We start from the raw sequence: 20,135 nt of genomic DNA, 5'->3' as shown, positions 1-20,135 counted from the left end.
GGTCAGCGGCGACGCCCGAGAGGTCAGCGGCGACGCCCGAGAGGTCAGCGGCGTGGTGGCCGGGTGTCGGCCAGTTGGCGGGCGTACCGGTCTACTCGCGCTCGGGACAGTGAGGCCGGGGCGCGGTGCGGGTGGCCACGTATCGACGCCTTGACCAGGCGCAGGGTCTGCAGTCGGCCGCTGCACACCCAGCAGCGGTCCAGGTGCGCGGCCATCCGGGTACGGCGTGCGCCGGTGAGCTCGCCGTCCGCGTACGCCTCCAGGTCGCCGCGCAGCCGCAGATGCCGCACGCGTTCGAGGCACTCGGCCCAGACGTGGCGCGGTCGTGGCATGCGCGGTGTGCTCATGGTCCGGGAACCCGTTCGGCCACCCGGACCATTCCATGGAATGCCGCGGACGAGCTGGCGGGTTTCCGGTGCGTGGAAGACAGAATCAGCGCGCCCGGCGATGCGTCGGACCCCCGGGGTCAGGCGTTCGCCACCTATGTGCTGCCCGAGGTGGAGGTGCTGCTGCGGGTGGCGATGACGCTGACCCCGCAGCCCGCGGACGCCGAGGACCTGGTGCAGGAGACGCTGCTGCGCGCCTACCGGGCCGTCGACCGGTTCGACGGGCGGCATCCGCGTGCCTGGCTGCTCACCATCATGCGCAGGGCGGAGGTGAACCGGCACCGCCGCCGCAGGCCGCACCTCCTGGACGACCCGGACAGGGACCTGGAACGGCTCGGCCCGACCAGTACGGAAGGGTCGCCGGAGGCGGTGGTGGTGGGCGAGGCGTTCGACGAGGTGGTCGACGAGGCCCTCGCGGCGCTGCCCGACAAGCACCGCAAGGTCGTGCAGCTGGTGGACATCGACGGCCTGTCGTACGCGGAGACCGCCCGGTTGCTGGACATCCCGGAGGGCACCGTGATGAGCCGTCTGCACCGGGCACGGAAACGGATCAGAGCCCGGCTGACCGCGGCCGGACTGGCACCGAAGCGAGGTCTGATGTGAGCAGAGTGCCCTGGCGCGGCGGCCCGCGCGCGCAGCGCCGAATGAACTGCCTGCAGGTGGCCCGCGTGTTGCAGTCCTACGTGGACGGCGAGGCCGACGAGGTCACCGCCCGGCGGGTGGCCGCGCATCTGGCGGACTGCCGCCGCTGCGGCCTGGAGGCCACCGTGTACCAGGAGATCAAGAGCGCCCTGGCACGCCGTCAGAGCCCCGACGACCTGACGCTGAGACGGCTGCGTGACTTCTCCACGGCGCTGCTGCGGGACCCGCCGCCGGACGACGACTCGGCCGACGGGACGGCCGACGGCGCCTGACGCCGCGCGGAGTGACCCCCGAGAGGCGTCAGGCATCGACGTGCAAGCGGCGTAACAGGGAACCGAGTTGGGCGCGTTCCGCCTCGGACAGGGGTGCCAGGAGGTCGTCGTCGACGGCGGAGATCTCGGCGTTGAGCGAGGTGAGCGCGGACCGCCCGGCGGGCGTCAGCGCGACCTCGATGCGGCGCCGGTCGGCGGTGTCGCGCGTACAGGTCACCCAACCCGCCCGGTCCAGATCGTTGACGATCTTGACCAGGTCGCTGGGGTTCATGTCGAGCCGGGCCGCCAGGTCCCCCTTGGGCCGCGGGCCGATGTCGGCCAGTAAGGCCAGCGCCGTCGCGTGCCACAGCCGCAGTCCGCGGGCCGTCAGCCGCTCGGTGAGTCTGCGCCGCGCGGTCTTGCCGATCAGGTACATGAGGTAGGCGTTGAGGTCGAGCACGCTCGACGGGTGGCTGACGTCCCCTTTCCCGATCATCAGGGACGACTGGTGAGGTAGCCGCCCATCGCGGTGAAGTAGTCCGTGGCGGACATGTCCTCGCCGTCCTCGGTGCGTACGCGCGTGATGGCCAGGCCGCGGTTGCGGCCGGTGCGGGCGTCGGCCCCGGCGACGATCACCACGCCGTCGCCCTCGCGGTAGAAGACGCGTCCCGGCGTGCCGCCGTAGCGGCCTTCGGACACGACCGCCGACACGACCTCCAGGCGCCTGCCCTTGTGGTGGGTGAACGCGCTGGGATACGGGGCGGACTGGGCGCGCACCAGACGCTCGAGGTCCTCGGCCGGCCAGTTCCAGTCGATGCGGATGTCCTCGGCGGACCGCTTGTGGAAGAACGTCGCCTGGGACCGGTCCTGCGGGGTGAACTCGGTGTGCCCGGAGGCGATGAGGTCGAGCGCGCCGGTGGTGACCGGGGCGATCAGGTCGACCGTCTTGTGGAAGAGGTCGGTGGCCGTGTCCTTCGGCCCCACCGCCACCGCGTGCTGCATCACGATGTCACCCGCGTCGAGCTGGTCGTCCATCATGTGCGCGGTGACGCCCACCTCGCGCTCGCCGTTGATCAGCGCCCAGATCAGCGGGGAGAAGCCGGCGTACTTGGGCAGCAGCGAGTCGTGCACGTTCAGCGTGCCGTGCCGGGGGAGGCCGTAGACGCGCGGCGGAATCCATGTCCGCCAGTTGTTGGCCACGATGATGTCCGGGTCGGCTTCCTTGAGCCGGATGAACAGTTCCTCGTCGTCGGGGCGGTTGCGGATCAGCACCGGCACCCCGTGCTCTTCGGCGAGATCGGCGACCGAGTCGCTCCAGATCTTCTCGTACGCGTGCTCGCTCTTGGGGTGCGTCACGACCATCACCACGTCGTGTTCGGAGTCCAGGAGGGCGCGCAGGGTGCGGTGCCCCCAGGTCTGATAACCGAACATGACGACCCGCATGGGTTCCTCCTCAGAGCAGGGATGGACTGGCGTCGAGTAAAGCAAGGCTTACCTAAGTTCGCAACGTCGACAGCCTGGCTTGATTAGGTTAGCTTTACCTAAGTTCCACTCGCCCCGCACGATGGGAGTGACATGTCACAGGCTCTTCCTGACGACGCACCACCAACCCACGACCTCATAGGAGTTGGCTTCGGGCCGTCCAATGTGGCCATGGCGATAGCGCTCAGCGAGCACAACGCCCGCGTCGGCAGGCAGGAGGCGGTCACCGCGCACTTCTTCGAACGGCAGCCACGGTTCGGCTGGCACCGAGGCATGCTGATCGACGACGCCACGATGCAGGTGTCCTTCCTCAAGGACCTGGTCACGCTGCGCAATCCGTCGAGCGAGTTCAGCTTCCTGTGCTACCTGCAGAGCAGGGGCAGGCTGGTCGATTTCGTCAACGGCAAGAACCTCTTCCCGCTGCGGGTGGAGTTCCACGACTACTTCGAGTGGGCCGCCGCCCAGGTCGACGACATGGTGTCCTACGGGCACGAAGTCGTCGCCGTACGGCCCGTCGTACGCGACGGAGTCGTCGAGTACGTGGATGTGACGGCCCGTTCGGGCACCGAGACGGTGGTCCACCGGGCCCGCAACCTCGTCATCGGCACCGGTCTACGGCCGCGGATGCCGGACGGCGTCGAGCGCACGGACCGGATCTGGCACAACTCCGACCTGCTGTCCCGGGTGGAGAGCCTGGACGACGCCGAGCCGTCCCGCTTCGTGGTGGTCGGGGCCGGCCAGAGCGCCGCCGAGAACGTGGCCTTCCTGCGCCGCCGCTTCCCCGATGCCGAGGTCTGCGCCGTCTTCTCCCGCTACGGCTACAGCCCGGCCGACGACAGCAGCTTCGCCAACCGGATCTTCGATCCCGACGCGGTGGACGACTACTTCACCGCCCCTGACGAGATCAAGCGGAAGCTGATGGAGTACCACGGCAACACCAACTACGCCGTGGTGGATATCGATCTGATCGACGACCTGTACCGCCAGGCGTACCGGGAGAAGGTCCTGGGCAGCGAGCGGCTGCGCTTCCTCAACGTGTCGCGGCTCACCGACGTCGTGGAGACCCCGGACAAGGTCCGCGCCACCGTCGAGTCACTGGTGACCGGCGAGAGAACTCCGCTGGACGCCGATGTGGTCGTCTACGCCACCGGCTACCGCTCCGCCGACGCCCTCGGTCTGCTCGGCGCGGTCGGCGACCACTGCCATCGCGACGACGAGGGGCGGGTCCGCGTCGAGCGCGACTACCGCGTCGCGACCGACGCCGAACTGCGGTGCGGTATCTACCTGCAGGGCGGTACCGAGCACACGCACGGCATCACCTCGTCCCTGCTGTCGAACACCGCGATCAGGGTCGGCGAGATCCTCGAGTCGATCGTGGACCGGGGCCGTCAGTCCGCGTCCGGCAGCCGCCTGAGCGCCGCCGCCGAGATCAGCACCCCTCTCTAGTTCGCGCCCACGCGCCCCGCCGCATCCCGCCGCATCCCGCCCGGGGTCCGCATCCCGCCGTATCCCGTCCGGAGTCCGTATCCCGCCCGGTGTCCGCTACCCGCGCCGGGCGGGCGCGCCACGCACGGTGAACAACCCCCGCGAAAGGAAAGACCTGTGTCCCTTGGTGCCCGTCCGCTGACGAGGTTCGTCAGATACATCCCGCGCACGGCCCTCGCCGTGGCCGCCGCGCTGGCCCTGACCTCCTGCGGCAGCGGCGACGACGACAAGAAGACCGACAGCACGAAGGCGGCGGCCAAGCCCGGCGCCGAGTCCGGAGCCTTCCCGGTCACCGTCGAGCACAAGTACGGCAGTACGGAGATCGAGAAGGAGCCGAAGAAGGTCGTCACGCTCGGCCTGTCCGACCAGGACGCGGTGCTGGCGCTCGGCGTCAAGCCGGTTGGCGCGGTGGACTGGTTCAAGGAGGACCCGTACGGCAAGTGGCCCTGGACCAAGGAGCTCTGGGGTGACACCAAGCCGCAGATCGTCGGTGAGCGCGACGAGTACAACGTGGAGAAGATCGCGGCCCTGAAGCCGGATCTGATCGTCGCCCAGTACTCGGGGATGAAGAAGGAGCAGTACGACACGCTGTCCAAGATCGCCAAGGTTGTCGCCCAGCCCAAGGGCCACGACGACTACGCGGCGCCCTGGCAGACGATGACCACGCAGATCGGCAAGGCGCTCGGCAAGGAGGCCGAGGCCAAGAAGAAGATCGCGGACATCGACGCGCGGTTCAAGGCCGTACGTGACAAGCACCCCGAGTTCGCCAAGCAGACCCTGACCGTGGCCGACAGCTTCGAGGCGGGTAAGTACTCCGCGTTCACCAAGACCGACCCCAAGTCGATCTTCTTCTCGGAACTCGGCTTCCAACTGAAGCCTGAGATCGACAAGTTGGCCAAGCCGGGCTGGAACGTCGCCGAACTGAGCGCCGAGAAGCTCGACGTACTCGACGTCGACCGGCTCGTCTGGGTGACCTCCAGCACCGAAGCCAACGACCGCATCAAGGCCGAGCCGTTCTACAAGAAGCTCAAGGTTTCCCAGGACAAGCGCGACCTGTTCGTCCCCTACCAGGACCCGGACGTCGGCGCCGCGTTCTCCTTCAACACGGTCCTGTCGATCCCCTACGCGATTGACGAGATCGAGCCGCTGCTGACGGCCATCAAGTAGTTGGCGCCAAGCAGTCGCGCCGCCAAGCAACCGCACCGCCAACCAACCGCACCGCCGCTGACGTACGACCAGGGAAGGCGATCCGACCATGCGCGAGGCCGAGTCCGACCGGACGACCGCGACCGGGACACCCGTGACCGGTGCCCAAACCGGCATCTGGCTGGCCCAGCAGATCGAGCCCGACAGCTCGGTCTACCACCTCGCGTACTCCCTGGAACTGCGCGGCGACACCGACCTCGACCGCCTGGCCGCCGCGGTGCGGCAGGCGGTCGAGGAGGCGGACTGCCTGCACGTACGCATCAGCCCCGACGGCGGGGGAGCGCGTCAGACGCGCACCCCGTTCGCCGTGGACGTCCCGCTGGTCGACCTGCGCGGCGAGCCGGACCCGCACGTCGCGGCGGCGGCCTGGATGGAAGCCGACCGCACCCGGCCCGTCGACCTCGCCGACGGCCCGCTGTTCGGCCAGGCACTGCTCCGCCTCGGCCCCGACCGCGTCCTGTGGTACCAGCGCTACCACCACATCGTGCTCGACGGCACGGGCGTCGCGCTGATCTCCCGACGGGTCGCGGAGATCTACACGGCCGGTGACGGCGGCGCACCCGCCAGGCCCGACTGGGCGCTCTCCCGCCTGGTCGCATCCGACCTCCTCTACCGCACGTCCGAACAACCGCACACCGACCGCGCGTACTGGCTGGACCGGCTGGCCGACCGCCCCGAGCCCGTCCGCCTGGTCGAGCGCTCGGCCGCGCCCATGACGCGGCGGGAACGCCGCACCGTGAACCTCTCGCCGCGGCAGACCACCCGGCTGCGCGTGGCTGCGCGCGGCACCGGGACCCGTCTGTCCCGGGTGCTGGTCGCCGCCGTCGCCGCGTATCTGCACCGGGTCACCGGCGAGCGGGACCTCGTCATCGGCCTGCCGGTCACCGCCCGCCTTGACGCCGACTCGCGGGACGTTCCCGGCGTGGTGTCCAACGTGCTTCCGCTGCGCGTCGCCGTCCACGGGGACATGACCGCGACCGCACTCGTGGCGGCGGTGGACCAGGAGATCGCCGGGGCCGTCGAGCACGGGCGCTACCGCGCCGAGGACCTGGCCAGGGACCTGGGCCTGGTCGACGGGGTGCCGGAGCTGGTCGGGCCGACGGTCAACATCCTCCCGCGCCCCAAAGGCCTGCGCTTCGACGACCACCAGGGCGACCTCCACCCGCTGTGGCTCGGCCCGGTCAGCGATCTGGCCGTCACCTTCAGCGAACCCCGCGACGGCGAGGCCCTCCGTATCGACTTCGACGCGGACGCCGACGCCTGCGACCCGCAGACACTGGCCGACCACGAGCGCCGCTTCCTCCTGCTGCTCGACGCCATGGCGGCGGGCATGGACCGGCCCCTCGCACGTATCGAGCTGGTGAACGCCGCCGAACAGACCCTGCTGGTCGAGGAGTTCGGCACGGCACCCCGCGAGGTTCCGGAACTCTCCTGGCCCGCCGCGTTCGAGCAGCGGGTACGCCGCGCACCGGACGCCGTCGCGCTGGTCTGCGAGGGCCAGGAGCTGTCGTACGCGGAACTCAACGCCGCCGCGAACCGGCTGGCCCGGCTGCTGATCGCACGGGGCGTACGCCGCGAGGACGTCGTCGCCGTCGCCGTACCGCGCTCGCCCGAACTGGTCGTCTCCCTGCTGGCGGTGATGAAGGCGGGAGCGGCGTATCTGCCGCTGGACGCGGACCACCCCCAGGACCGCATCGCCTACATGCTCTCCGACGCAGGCGCCAAGGCCGTCGTCACGACCGGCGAACTCGCCGCCGAGCTGCCCCGGATACCCGGAGTCGAGCGGGTGCTGCTCGACGAGGACACCACGGCCGCCGAGCTCGCCTCGGCCGACGCCTGGGACCCGGATGTGCCGGTCGTCCTCGACCAGGCCGCGTACGTCATCTACACCTCGGGCTCCACCGGCCGCCCCAAGGGCGTCGTCGTCACCCACGACGGCGTCGGCAGCCTGATCGCGACGGCCACCGACCGCATCGGCATCGACGCGGAAAGCCGTGTCGTGCAGTTCGCCTCGGTGGGCTTCGACGTGACCGTATGGGACCTGATCATGTCGCTGTGCGTGGGCGGCCGGGTCATCCTGGTCCCCGCCGAGCGCCGGGTCGCCGGACCGGAACTCACCGAGTACATCGAGGAACACCAGGCCACCCACATGATCCTGCCGCCGTCACTGGTCGCGGCGCTGCCGCAGGACTGCGAACTGCCCGACGGCGCGGTGCTCGTGGTCGGCACCGAGGCGGTACCCGGCGAACTCATCGCCCGCTGGTCCGGGCGCCTCAGGGTCGTCGTCGCGTACGGCCTGACCGAGGCCACGGTCAACTCGACGCTGTGGCCCGCGGGCTCCGACTGGCAGGGCCCGGTGCCGATCGGCCGCCCCGACCCCAACACCCGCTGCTACGTACTGGATGCGGCGCTGGGCCCGGTCGGCGTCGGCGTCGAGGGTGAGCTGTACGTCGCCGGGCGCGGCCTGGCCCGCGGCTACCTCGGCCGACCGGGACTGACCTCGGAGCGTTTCGTCGCCGACCCGTTCGGCGGACCCGGCGCGCGGATGTACCGCACCGGCGACCGCGTCCGCTGGCGCGCCGATGGCAACCTGGAGTTCCTCGGCCGCGCGGACGGCCAGCTCAAGATCCGCGGTCACCGGATCGAACCGGGCGAGATCGAGAGCGCGTTCATGGCCTGCCCGGGAATCGCCCAGGCCGCCGTCCTGGTCCGCGACGACCACCGCGGGGCGCGGCGCCTGGTCGCCTACCTGGTCGGCGACGACGGTACGGACACCGCCGCCGCCGTGGCGGCGGCACGGGCCACCGTGGCGGACACGCTGCCGGACCACATGGCACCCTCGGCCGTCGTCGTCCTGCCCGCACCCCTGCCCCTGACACCCAACGGCAAGCTCGACACACGCGCGCTTCCCGAACCCCAGTGGACGTCGACGGCCGGTGACGCCCCGCCGACGACACCCGAAGAGACCGTGCTCGCGGGGCTGTTCGCCGACGTGCTCGGCCTGCCGGTGGTCGGCGTCCACGACAGCTTCTTCGAACTGGGCGGCGACAGCATCGTCGCGATCCAGCTGGTCAACCGGGCCCGCGCGGCCGGTCTCACGCTCACCCCGCGCGAGGTGTTCCGGCGCCGCACGGTGACGGCGCTCGCCAGTGTGGCCACCACGGACGAGCACGCGGCGGTACCGGATCTGACCGCGCTGGACGAGACAGCGCTGCCGGTGTCCCCGCTACAGGAGGGCTTCTACTTCCATGCGCGGTTCGACGAGGCGGCCGCCGACCTCTACCTGGTCCAGGAACTCCTCGACCTCGACGGACCGGTCGACGCCGACCGCCTGCGGGACGCCCTGCAAACCCTGCTCGACCGGCATCCGCTGCTCCGCGCGTCGTTCCGCCAACTCCCCGACGGGAACGTCGTCCAGCGGCTGGCCGACGACGTCACGCTGCCCTGGCGGGAAGTCGACCTGTCCGAGACCTCACTGGCCGAGCTGCTCCGGGCCGACCGGGCCGAGCGGTTCGACCTAGCGCGGCCGCCCCTGTTGCGGGCCACGCTCATCCGCGACGGGCAACGCAACCGACTGCTCCTGACGCTGCATCACATCATCGCCGACGGCTGGTCGGTGACCGTGCTGCTCCGCGAACTGCTCGCCACCTACCGCGGGGTGGAGCTGCCGCCTCCGCCGCCCCCGCACCCGTACCTGGCCTGGCTGGCAGACCGCGACCGGGACGCGGCCCGCGGCGCCTGGCAGGAGGCGCTGTCCGGCCTGCCGGGACCGACCCGACTGCTCGAACCGACCTGCGACGGCCCGTCGCCGGTCCGCCCGGAGCACATCGACGTCCGGCTGCCCGAGGGGCTCACCGCCGACCTGTCCGCGTACGCCCGCACCCACGGCCTCACCCTCAGCACCGTGCTGCACGGCGTCTGGGGTCTGCTCGTCGGCGGGCTCACCGGGGGCTCGGACGTCGTGTTCGGCACCACCGTGTCCGGACGTACCACGGAGGTGGACGGACTCGACGCGGCCGTCGGCCTGTTCATCAACACCGTCCCCGCACGGGTGCGGATGCGGCCCGACGACTCGCTCACCGAGCTGCTGCGGCGCGTGCAGGACGAGCACGCCGGGCTCATCGACCACCAGCACCTGGGCCTGGCCGACATCCAGCGGCTCACCGGCGGCGGTGAACTCTTCGACACCCTCGTGGTGTTCGAGAACTACCCGAGCGAGACGCTGCCCGCCGAGCCGAGCACCGACGCGCCGCACCTCACCGGCGTCGAGGTCTTCGACGCCGTCCACTACCCCCTCGCCCTGATCGTCCACCCCGGCCAGCAGCTGACCCTGCGGTTCAAGCACGACGCCGCGCGGCTCGACCAACTGGCCGTCGCCACCCTCGCCAGCCGGTTCGAGGCGCTGCTGTGGACCGTGGTGACCGAGCCCGAGCGCAGGCTCGCCCAGATCGACCTACTGTCGGCGCGGGAGCACGAGCACCTGGGCGCGCTCAACGCGACCGCCCACGCGGTTCCCGACACCACCCTCGCCTCCCTCTTCGCCGCGCAGGTGGCGCGTACACCGCAGGCCGCCGCGGTGGTCTTCGAGGACACCACGCTGTCGTACGCGGAACTCGACCAGCGCGCCTCCTCGCTCGCCCGGCGGCTGCGGGCCGGGGGCGCGGGCCCTGAGCGGTTCGTCGCGGTCGCCGTACCGCGCTCGGGCGAACTGATGGTCGCGCTCCTCGCCGTGCTCAAGTCGGGCGCCGCCTACCTGCCCGTCGATCCGGACTACCCCGCCGACCGGATGGCGTTCATGCTCGCGGACTCGGGGGCACGTACCGTCGTGACCACCGCCGAGGTCGCCGGACAGCTGCCCGATGTCCCCGGCCTTGAGCGACTGGTCCTCGAAGACCTGGAAGGCACCGGGGACGTGGACGTGGACACGGAGGCGGGCGCGGGCTGGGGCGCTGCCCCCGACCACCCCGCCTACCTGATCTACACCTCCGGCTCCACCGGGCGCCCCAAGGGCGTCGTGGTCACCCACCGCGCGATCGTCAACCGGCTCGCCTGGATGCAGGGCCGGTACGGCCTCGACCCGGACGACCGGGTGTTGCAGAAGACCCCGTCGAGCTTCGACGTGTCGGTATGGGAGTTCTTCTGGCCGCTCGTCGAGGGCGCCACGGTGGTACTCGCCCGGCCGGACGGTCACCGGGACCCCGCGTACCTGGCCGAGCTGATCAGGGCCGAGCGCATCACGACACTGCATTTCGTGCCCTCGATGCTGGCCGCGTTCGTCCAGGCCATGGAGGTCGCTGGAGGCGGGACGGGCGGGACGGGCGGGACGGACTGGGCGGCGAGCCTGCGTCGCGTCTTCGCCAGGGCGGGACGGGCGGGACGGACTGGGCGGCGAGCCTGCGTCGCGTCTTCGCCAGCGGCGAGGCGCTCACCGGCGATGCGGCCAGGCGCTGGTGGGAGCTGACCTCGCGCTGCGAGTGGGGCCCGGTGCCGCTGCACAACCTCTACGGGCCCACCGAGGCGGCCGTGGACGTGACCTGGTTCCCGTACGAGGGGGGCGCCGAGCTCGCCGTCCCGATCGGCCGACCGGTGTGGAACACGCGCCTGTACGTCCTGGACCGCTTCCTGCGCCAGGTGCCCGACGGGGTGCCCGGTGAGCTGTACCTCGCCGGAGTCCAACTGGCCCGCGGCTACCACGACCGGCCAGGACTGACCGCCGAGCGGTTCGTGGCCGATCCGCACGGCGCGCCGGGTGAGCGGATGTACCGGACCGGAGACCTGGTGCGACGGCGCGCGGACGGGGCGATCGACTACCTCGGGCGCACCGACCGCCAGGTCAAGATCCGCGGCAACCGCATCGAACTCGGCGAGATCGAAGCCGCGTTGGCGGCCCAGACGGGTGTGGCGGCCACCGCCGTGACCGTACGCGACGGCGCACTCGTCGGATACGCCGTACCCACACCGGACGCGGCCGACGCTCTGGGCGCGGAGGCCCTCGGTGCGGACACTCTGCGTACGGCGCTGAGTGACGCGCTGCCCGCGACGATGGTGCCCAGTGCCGTGGTGATCCTGGACGAGCTGCCCCTGACACCCAGCGGCAAGCTCGACCAGAACGCCCTGCCCGCGCCCGCCGTGGCTGCGGCGGCCGGTGGACGTGAGCCGCGCGACGAGCGCGAGCGCGCGTTCTGCGAGGTGTTCGCCGCCGTACTCCGCGTGCCCGAAGTCGGCCCGGAGGACGACTTCTTCGTCCTGGGCGGCGACAGCCTCACCTCGATCGCCGTAGCCACCCAAGCCCGTGAGCGAGGACTGACGATCAGTACGCGCGACGTCTTCGAAGGCCGCACCCCGGCCGCGCTCGCGGCCGCCGCCGGGCACGAGGCGGAGCCCGCCGCCGAGGCCCAGGGCGGACCGGCTGAGCCGGGCGTGACGGTGGCCGCCGCGGACGCCGGGCAGGCCGCCGCCGCCCTCCAGGCCATGCTGGCCCAGCAGTCCGGCGACGCGGTCGACCCCGCCCTGCGGGCCCTGCTCGACCAACTGGTCGCCGCGTCCGGCGCATCCGATGAGCCCCCCGCTCACACGCCGCTGGGCGGGCTCGTGCTCTCGCCGGACGAGACCGGCCGAGTGGCTGCCGTGGCCGGGCTGCCGGTCGCCGACATCTGGCCCCTGTCACCCCTTCAGGAGGGCATGTACTTCCACGCCAGCTACGACGTCGGCGCGGACGACGGCGCACTGGACGTCTATTTGTCCCAGGAGACCCTGCACCTCGACCGCCGCGTCGAAGCCGATCGCCTGCGGGCGGCCTGCCGCACGCTGCTGGCCCGCAACACCGGTCTGCGCGCCGGGTTCACCAGCGACGGCCTGCCGGGACCTGTGCAGTTCATCGTGGACGGCCTGGAGATCCCGCTGACGGAGGTCGACCTCTCCGATGTGCCCGCCGAGCACCAGCGGACGCGGATCGGCGAACTCCTCGCGGCCGACCGCCAGCAGCGCTTCGACCTCGCCGCTCCGCCGCTCTGCCGACTGCTGCTGATCCGACTGCCCGACGGCACGGACCGGCTCGTCGTCACCCACCACCTCATCCTGTGGGACGGGTGGTCCGCGTGGCTGTTCCTGGAAGAGCTGTTCACGCTGTACGAGCGCGCCGGTGACGCCACCGGGCTCGCGCCCGCCGGTTCCTACCGCGACTACCTGGCCTGGCTGGACGAGCAGGACAACCCAACCGCCATCGCGGCCTGGAGCAAGGCCCTGTCCGGGTTCGACGAGCCGACCCTGGTCGCGCCGACCGGGCGCGACGGCGACCCGGTGATCCCGACGGACTTCGACACGGTGCTGCCGCAAGAGGCCAGCGACCGGCTGCGCGCACTCGCCCGCCGCCACGGGCTCACCCTCAACACGGTGCTCAACGCCGCCTGGGGCCTGGTGCTTTCGGCGGTGGTCGGCCGAAGCGACATCGCCTTCGGCACCGCGGTGGCCGGACGGCCCACCGACATCCCGAACGTCGCCGGAGTCATCGGCATGTTCCTCAACACGGTGCCGACCCGTGTCGCCCTCGACCCGGCCGAGCCCCTCCTCGACCTGCTGCGGCGGATGCAGTCCGAGCGCGCGGCCGTCATGCCGTACGAGCACGTCGGCCTCGGGGCGCTACAGCAGGAGACCGGCCACCGCCGCCTGTTCGACACCCTGTTCGTCCTCCGCTCGGCCGACGGCGAGGACCGGGCGGCCGCGCTCAGGCGGCGGCACGGCATCGTCGACGTGTCCAACGTGGACGGCACCCACTTCCCGCTCACCCTGATCGTCACCCCCGAGGCCCGCCTGCGAGTGACGCTGGCGGCACGCGCCGACCTGTTCGACGCCGAGGAGGCCACCACGCTCCTCACCCGGTTCACGACCGTCCTGGAGCGCCTGACCGAGGCCCTCGCCGCCGGAGCCGGTCGTACGTGCGGCGTGGACCTGCTGCTGCCCGACGAGCGAGCCGCCCTGGCCGCCGACTGGGCCGATACCCGACACGCGGTGGCCGATGAGACCATCGCCGACCTGCTCGCCGCCCAGACGGCCCGTACCCCGGACACCGTGGCGCTGGTCTTCGGGGACGACACCCTGACGTACGCCGAACTGGACGCGCGGATCAACCGGTTGGCCCGGCTGCTCCTGGCACGCGGCGCGGGCCCCGAGAAGGTCGTAGCCCTCGCGCTGCCGCGCTCGATCGAGATGGTCGTGGCGCTGTTCGCCGTCCTGCGCACCGGCGCCGCGTATCTGCCGCTCGACCTGGACCACCCCGCCGACCGGCTGCGGCTGATGGTCGAGGACACCGGGCCCCTGTGCCTGCTGTCCACGAGCGCGGTCGCGCCGACGCTGCGCGGAGCGTCCGGCGCCCTGGCGGCCGAGGTCCTGCTGGACGACGCGGGTATCGCGGCGGAGCTGGCAGACCTGCCGTCGGGCGAGGTGGCCGACGCGGAGCGGCCCGCGTTCGCGCACGGTGTGCCCAGCCGCCTGGAGCACCCCGCGTACGTGATCTACACCTCTGGCTCGACGGGTCGCCCGAAGGGCGTCGTCACGCCGCACCGAGGCCTGACGAACATGCAGCTCAACCACCAGAAGGAGATCTTCGACCCGGCGATCGCCGCGGCGGGCGGACGCCGACTGCGTATCGCGCACACCGTGTCCTTCGCTTTCGACATGTCCTGGGAGGAGCTGCTCTGGCTCGTCGAGGGGCACGAGGTGCACATCTGCGACGAGGAGCTGCGCCGGGACGCCGAGGCACTGGTGGCCTACTGCGACCGGAACCGCGTCGACGTGGTCAACGTGACACCCACCTACGTCCAACTCCTTATCGAGGAGGGCCTGCTGGACGACGACCCAGAGGCAGGCCACCACCGTCCCGCGCTGGTGCTGCTCGGCGGTGAGGCCGTGTCCGACACGGTGTGGACACGGCTGCGCCGCACCGACGGCACCTACGGCTACAACCTGTACGGGCCGACCGAGTACACCATCAACACACTCGGCGGCTCCACGACGGACAGCGCGACCCCGACCGTCGGCATGCCGATCCGCAACACCAGGGCGTACGTGCTCGACGCGATGCTGCGCCCGGTCCCGTCAGGCTGCCCCGGCGAGCTGTACATCGCCGGTACCGGGCTGGCCCGCGGCTACCACGACCGGCCGGGACTGACGGCTGAGCGGTTCGTCGCCGACCCGTTCGGCGCCCCCGGCGAGCGGATGTACCGGACGGGCGACCTCGTACGACAGCGCCCGGACGGCCTGATCGACTTCCTCGGCCGCACCGACGACCAGGTCAAGATCCGCGGCTACCGGATCGAACTGGGTGAGATCTCCACGGCGTTGGCCGCACACCCCGAGGTCGCGCACGCGGCGGTCGTGGTGGCCGAGCACGCGGGGACGAAGCGCCTGGTCGGCTACGTCGTACCCGAAGAGGCCCATGCGCGCGGCGATGCCCAGGGAAGCGAGCAGCTGCTCCAGTCGCTGCGCGCGCACCTGAAGGCCGCCCTGCCGGACTACATGGTCCCGGCCGCGCTCGTGACGGTCGCTGCCCTCCCGTTGACCGTCAACGGCAAGCTCGACGTCAAGGCCCTGCCCGCCCCGGACCTCGCCGGGCCGAGCAGCAGCCGCCCGCCCCGGACGCCGCGCGAGGAGACCCTCTGCGCACTCTTCGCCGAAGTGCTTGGACTCGCCGAAGGCAGCGTCGGCATCGACAGCAACTTCTTCGATCTCGGCGGCCACTCGCTGCTCGCGACCAAGCTGATCAGCCGGGCCCGCACCGCGCTCTCGGCGGAACTGGCCATCCGTGACCTGTTCGAGGCGCCGACCGTCGCCGAGCTGGTGGAGCGCGCGACCGGCTCGCCCACGACCGACCGCCCGGCGCTGACGGCAGGCGAGCGGCCCGCCGAGCTGCCGCTGTCCCACGCCCAGCAGCGGCTGTGGGTCATCCAGCAGATCGAGTGCACCTCGGCCGCATACAACTTCCCGCTGGTCATGCGGTTGCGCGGCCCGCTCGACGTGGAGGCCTGGCGGGCGGCTCTCGCCGATGTGACGGCACGTCACGAAGCCCTGCGGACGGTCTTTGCCGAGCGTGACGGTCAGGCCTTCCAACGGGTCCTGCCGGTCGATGAGGCGCACCCCGTGGTGGAGTGCGTACGCGCCGGTGAGGCAGAGGTGGACGGCATCGTCGACGCCGCCGTCAACCGACCCTTCGACCTCGCCGCCGAGCTGCCGCTGCGGGCGACCCTCGTCGAACTCGCGCCGGACGACCACGTCGCCGTACTCCTGCTGCACCACATCACCACCGACGAGTGGTCGGACCGGCCGTTCCTGCGCGACCTGGCCACGGCATACGACGCCCGCCGCTCCGGCGCGGCACCGGAATGGGAGCCGCTGCCCGTCCAGTACGCCGACTACGCCCTGTGGCAGCAGCGGCTGCTCGGCGACCCGGCCGACCCGGCCGACCCGGGGAGTCTGGCCGCCCGGCAACTCGACTACTGGCGGACGACGTTGAAGGGCGCACCCGAGGAGATCGAGCTGCCCACCGACCGGCCGCGGCCCGCACGGCCGTCCTTCACCGGCGCCGAACTCGACATCACGTTCGACACCACGGCCTACCAGGGGCTGAAGCGGCTGTCCCGCGAGAGCGGCGCCAGCATGTTCATGGTGGTGCACGCGGCCGTAGCCGCGCTGCTGCACCGCATGGGCGCCGGTACCGACATCCCCCTAGGCTCACCCATCGCGGGGCGGAGCGACGAGGCGCTCGACGAACTGGTCGGCTTCTTCGTCAACACCCTCGTCCTGCGCACCGACCTCAGCGGCGACCCGAGCTTCACCGAGCTGCTCGCGCGGGTACGCGACACCGACCTGGCCGCGTTCTCGCACGCGGACGTGCCGTTCGAGTCCGTCGTCGAGCAGGTGAACCCGACACGCTCGCTCGCCCGCAACCCGCTCTTCCAGGTGATGGTCGGCTACCACAACCGCACGGGAGAGGAGCTGCAACTGCCCGGTCTCGGCCTTGAGTACGTGCCCTACCGGATCAACTCGGCCAAGTTCGACCTCGTGTTCAGCTTCACCGAGCAGGTGGCGGCCGACGAGGACGCGGGCACGCTGGCCTGCCGACTGGAGTTCGCCACCGAACTGTTCGACCAGGAGACCGCCGAGCGGCTCGGCGACCGCCTGAGGCAGCTGGTCGCGGCGGTAGTCACAGAGCCCGAGGCCCCGGTATCCCGAGTGGAGGTACTCGCCGCCGACGAACGGCAGCTGGTCCTGGAGGACTTCAACGCCACGGCCCGCGCGGTCGACGCGTCCTCGCTGCCCGACTTGTTCGCCCAGCGGCTCGCCGAGCGGCCCGACGCGGTGGCCGTCGTGGAACCCACCAGGTCGGTCAGCTACGCCCAACTGGACGCCCGTGCCAACCGCATCGCACACCTGCTAGCCGCGCGTGGCGTGCGGGACGAGAGCGTGGTCGGCGTGGCGGTACCCCGCTCGGCAGACATGGTCGCGACGGTGCTCGCCGCCCTCAAGCTAGGCGCCGCGTTCCTGCCACTCGACCTGGCCCACCCCGCCGACCGGCTCACCTACATGATCGAGGACTCCGCTGCCGCCCTCGTCGTCGGCACCGAGCCGGTGGCCGGGAAGATCCCCGAAGTACCCTGCGTCCCCGTGGTGTTGCTCGACGCGCCCGAGACCGCGGCCGCGCTCGCCCAGCTGCCCGAGTCCCCACCACGCACCCGGCCGGTGAGCCTGGACCAGGCCGCCTACGTGATCTACACCTCCGGATCGACCGGCCGGCCCAAGGGCGTGGTCGTCCCGCACGAGGGCATCGCCAGCCTGGTGGCCACCGCGGTCGACCGGATGGGCCTGGAACGCGACAGCAGGGTGCTGCAGTTCGCCTCGATCGGCTTCGACGTCTTCGTCTTCGAACTGTCGATGGCGCTGTGCCACGGCGGCCGCCTTGTCCTCATCTCCGACGAGGCACGCGTCGCGGGACCGGCACTCACGGACTTCCTGGCAGACCAGCAAGTCAGCCACATGATCCTGCCGCCCTCCCTAGTGTCGGCGCTCCCCGCGGACTGTGAACTGCCCGAAGGGTCCACGATCCTGGTCGGCACCGAGACGGTCCCACCGGACCTCTTCGACCGCTTCGGCGCCACGGTCGACCTGATCGCGGCGTACGGACTGACCGAGGCCACCGTGAACTCCACGCTGTGGCCCGCACGGCAGGCGGGTGGCGGGCGTCCCACCGGACGGGTGCCGATCGGCCGCCCTGACCCCAACACGGCCTGCTACGTCCTTGACGCCCACCTCCGCCCGGTCCCACCGGGCGTCGCAGGCGAGTTGTACGTGGCTGGACGCGGACTCGCCCGCGGCTACCTCGGCAGGCCCGCGCTGACGGCGGAGCGCTTCGTCGCCGACCCGTACGGGCCGCCCGGCAGCCGCATGTACCGCACCGGAGACCGCGTCCGCTGGCGCCGCGACGGCACCCTCGACTTCCTCGGCCGGGTCGACAACCAGGTGAAGATCCGCGGCTTCCGTATCGAACTGGGCGAGATCGAGGCGGCGCTCGCCGACCACCCGGCGGTCAGCCAGGCGGCCGTACTGCCCGACCGCACCGGCGACATCGTGCGCCTGGTGGGCTACGCCGCCCTGGAAGGCGGCCCGCGAGCCGGAGAACTCGACCCGCGGGAGCTGCGCACCCATGTGGCCGGGCTGCTGCCGGAGTACATGGTGCCCGCTCTCGTGGTGCCGCTGGACGGCCCGCTGCCGCTGACCCCCAACGGCAAGCTGGACCGCAAGGCGCTCCCCGCACCCGACTGGACCCGACTGACCGGTGACGCCCGCCCGGCAACGGCGACCCAGGCCCGCCTGGCCGAAGTCTTCGCGGAGATCCTGAAGCTGGACGACGTCGGCATCCACGACAACTTCTTCGCGCTGGGCGGCCACTCGATGGCCGCGATGCGCCTGCTCGGCCGGATACGGTCCGTCTTCGGAGCCGAACTGAGCATCCGAGACGTCTTCGACGCCCTGACCGTCGCAGGACTCGCCGCAAAGCTGGAGGGCGCGTCGGCCGCCCGGCCCCCGCTGCGCCCGGTCGCGCCGCGCCCCGACGGCGCCGCGCTGCCTGTCGCCCCCGTACAGCGCTGGCAGTGGTCCTCGCACCGACGCCACTCCGGCTTCGATCACGCGCTGGCGCTGCGCTCGCCCGGCGGCCTGGACGCCACCGCGCTCACGGCCGCGCTGGGCGACGTGGTGGCCCGGCACGCGCCGCTGCGCACGGTGTTCGCGGAGCGCGATGGCGCGGTCCACCAGCGCCCCGCGCCCGAGCCGCCCGCCCTGGAGCTCGTACGCTGCACCGATCTGGAGGCCCGACTCACCGAACTCGCCACACAGGCCCCGGACTTGACAGAGGAGCCACCAGTACGGGCCCGACTGCTCACCGCGTCGGACGGCACCCAGGCGGTACTGCTGACCCTGCACTACCTCGCCGTGGACGAATGGTCGGTGGTGCCCCTGTTCCGCGACCTCACCACGGCCTACGCAGCCCGAACCCACGGGCAGGAACCCGACTGGGCGCCGCTCCCGGTCTCGTACGCCGACTACACCCACTGGGCCCACGAGGTGCTCGGCGACCCCGCCGACCCGGACAGCATCGGCGGGCGGCAGTTGGCCTACTGGCAGCGGACGCTGCGGGACGTGCCACGTGAGCTGGCGCTCCCGACGGACCGCCCGCGCCCCGCCGCGCCCCGCCACAGTGCCGCCCACGTCGCCTTCGCACTCGACGAGCAACTCCACGCCGACGTGGACCGGCTCGCCCAGGCGAGCGGCACCAGCATGTTCATGGTCCTGCACTCGGCCCTGTCCGCCGTGCTCACCGCGCACGGTGCGGGCACCGACCTGCCGATCGGCACCCTGGTCGCCGGGCGCCCCGACGACCAACTCGCCGATCTGGTCGGCTGCTTCTTCAACACCGTGGTGCTGCGCACCGACACCGCGGGAGACCCGACCTTCGCCTCGCTGCTGACCCGGGTACGGGAGACCACGCTCGGCGCGCTCGACCGCCAGGACGTCCCCTTCGACGACGTCGTACGGGCGACCGGGCTGCCTCCCGCGGGCCCACAGGTCATGGTGATCCACCACGAGCAGGCGCAGCTCGCCGAACTCGAGGGCGGCGTAGGCCGGTTGGACGCCATACCGACCGGCTCGACGAAGGGGGCGGAACTGACGCTGAGCTTCTACGAGCCGCGTGGCGAAGGCCCGGTCCACTGCGCGCTGATCTACGCGACCGAACTGCTCGGCCGGGCGAAGGCGGAGCAACTCGCCGAAGAACTTCAGCGGCTGCTGCGCCATGCGGCAGCCGACCCCGAGCAGCCGCTCTCTGAGCTGTTCACCGTAATGTCGAAAAGGAGCAACGCATGACCACCAACCCCTTCGAGGACCCGCAGGCCCGCTACCTGGTCCTGGTCAACGAGGAGAACCAGCACTCACTGTGGCCGGCCTTCGCGGAGGTGCCGGCGGGCTGGCGCACGGCGTTCGGCGAGGACACGCGCGAGGCGTGCGTGTCGTATGTCGAGTCCCACTGGACCGACCTGCGCCCGACGAGCCTGATAGCTCAGCAGGCCTGATCCCCGGACGCCCTTCGGGTGTGGCCTCAAACGCCGGCCGGGCTGAAGAATTTCAGCCCGGCCGG

General features: G+C 71.6%; 10 protein-coding genes. 7 read left to right on the top strand and 3 right to left on the bottom strand.

Features of this window, described 5'->3' with window-relative positions:
* Positions 1-44: 44 nt before the first annotated feature.
* On the bottom strand, positions 45-332 hold the full coding sequence (locus U9R90_RS03510; protein ID WP_411054878.1) for an anti-sigma factor family protein: 288 nt from the start codon (positions 330-332) through the stop codon (positions 45-47).
* Between the two features lie 87 nt (positions 333-419).
* Here U9R90_RS03510 and U9R90_RS03505 point away from each other — a divergent pair, with 87 nt between their 5' ends.
* Complete coding sequence (locus U9R90_RS03505) at positions 420-989, top strand: RNA polymerase sigma factor (protein ID WP_411054877.1); 570 nt, start codon at positions 420-422, stop codon at positions 987-989.
* A gap of 41 nt (positions 990-1,030) precedes the next feature.
* The gene (locus tag U9R90_RS03500) at positions 1,031-1,300 is read left to right on the top strand and encodes an anti-sigma factor family protein (RefSeq protein ID WP_411057626.1); all 270 of its coding nucleotides are present in this window, start codon (positions 1,031-1,033) and stop codon (positions 1,298-1,300) included.
* 28 nt (positions 1,301-1,328) lie between these two features.
* Here the strand turns inward: U9R90_RS03500 and U9R90_RS03495 are convergent, their stop codons facing one another.
* The gene (locus tag U9R90_RS03495) at positions 1,329-1,775 is read right to left on the bottom strand and encodes a MarR family winged helix-turn-helix transcriptional regulator (protein ID WP_411054876.1); all 447 of its coding nucleotides are present in this window, start codon (positions 1,773-1,775) and stop codon (positions 1,329-1,331) included.
* Entirely contained in the window at positions 1,775-2,722 is a 948-nt protein-coding gene (locus tag U9R90_RS03490) for a methionyl-tRNA formyltransferase (protein WP_411054875.1), read from the bottom strand. Before U9R90_RS03490 ends, U9R90_RS03495 begins: the two co-directional genes overlap by 1 nt.
* 132 nt (positions 2,723-2,854) lie before the next feature.
* Here U9R90_RS03490 and U9R90_RS03485 point away from each other — a divergent pair, with 132 nt between their 5' ends.
* The 5 genes from U9R90_RS03485 (at position 2,855) to U9R90_RS03465 (ending at position 20,070) form a co-directional block, all read left to right on the top strand.
* A complete protein-coding gene (locus tag U9R90_RS03485) occupies positions 2,855-4,207 on the top strand; it encodes a lysine N(6)-hydroxylase/L-ornithine N(5)-oxygenase family protein (RefSeq protein WP_411054874.1) in 1,353 nt (450 codons plus the stop codon).
* A gap of 156 nt (positions 4,208-4,363) precedes the next feature.
* Positions 4,364-5,413 carry an iron-siderophore ABC transporter substrate-binding protein gene (locus tag U9R90_RS03480; protein ID WP_411054873.1) on the top strand — a complete coding sequence of 350 codons (1,050 nt, stop codon included), beginning with the start codon at positions 4,364-4,366 and terminating at the stop codon, positions 5,411-5,413.
* Positions 5,414-5,501: 88 nt separating this feature from the next.
* Positions 5,502-10,913, top strand: a complete 5,412-nt coding sequence (locus U9R90_RS03475) for an amino acid adenylation domain-containing protein (protein ID WP_411054872.1) — start codon at positions 5,502-5,504, stop codon at positions 10,911-10,913.
* The gene (locus U9R90_RS03470) at positions 10,847-19,864 is read left to right on the top strand and encodes an amino acid adenylation domain-containing protein (protein ID WP_411057625.1); all 9,018 of its coding nucleotides are present in this window, start codon (positions 10,847-10,849) and stop codon (positions 19,862-19,864) included. The genes U9R90_RS03475 and U9R90_RS03470 overlap by 67 nt, the downstream gene beginning before the upstream one ends.
* Positions 19,861-20,070: an MbtH family protein gene (locus U9R90_RS03465; protein WP_411054871.1), complete on the top strand. Its 210-nt coding sequence runs from the start codon at positions 19,861-19,863 to the stop codon at positions 20,068-20,070. Before U9R90_RS03470 ends, U9R90_RS03465 begins: the two co-directional genes overlap by 4 nt.
* The last annotated feature ends 65 nt before the right edge of the window (positions 20,071-20,135 follow it).

The organism is Streptomyces sp. E11-3 (assembly GCF_046540415.1).
GTDB lineage: Bacteria > Actinomycetota > Actinomycetes > Streptomycetales > Streptomycetaceae > Streptomyces.
Note: the sequence above shows the minus strand (reverse complement) of the source record. Positions and strands in the feature narration are given on the sequence as shown.

What these genes read in the sequence shown, in the direction of transcription:
- U9R90_RS03510 (WP_411054878.1), bottom strand. Translation starts at nt 332, where the DNA reads ATGCCACGACCGCGCCACGTCTGGGCCGAGTGCCTCGAACGCGTGCGG.
- U9R90_RS03500 (WP_411057626.1), top strand. Translation starts at nt 1,031, where the DNA reads ATGAACTGCCTGCAGGTGGCCCGCGTGTTGCAGTCCTACGTGGACGGC.
- U9R90_RS03495 (WP_411054876.1), bottom strand. Translation starts at nt 1,775, where the DNA reads ATGATCGGGAAAGGGGACGTCAGCCACCCGTCGAGCGTGCTCGACCTC.
- U9R90_RS03490 (WP_411054875.1), bottom strand. Translation starts at nt 2,722, where the DNA reads ATGCGGGTCGTCATGTTCGGTTATCAGACCTGGGGGCACCGCACCCTG.
- U9R90_RS03485 (WP_411054874.1), top strand. Translation starts at nt 2,855, where the DNA reads ATGTCACAGGCTCTTCCTGACGACGCACCACCAACCCACGACCTCATA.
- U9R90_RS03475 (WP_411054872.1), top strand. Translation starts at nt 5,502, where the DNA reads ATGCGCGAGGCCGAGTCCGACCGGACGACCGCGACCGGGACACCCGTG.
- U9R90_RS03465 (WP_411054871.1), top strand. Translation starts at nt 19,861, where the DNA reads ATGACCACCAACCCCTTCGAGGACCCGCAGGCCCGCTACCTGGTCCTG.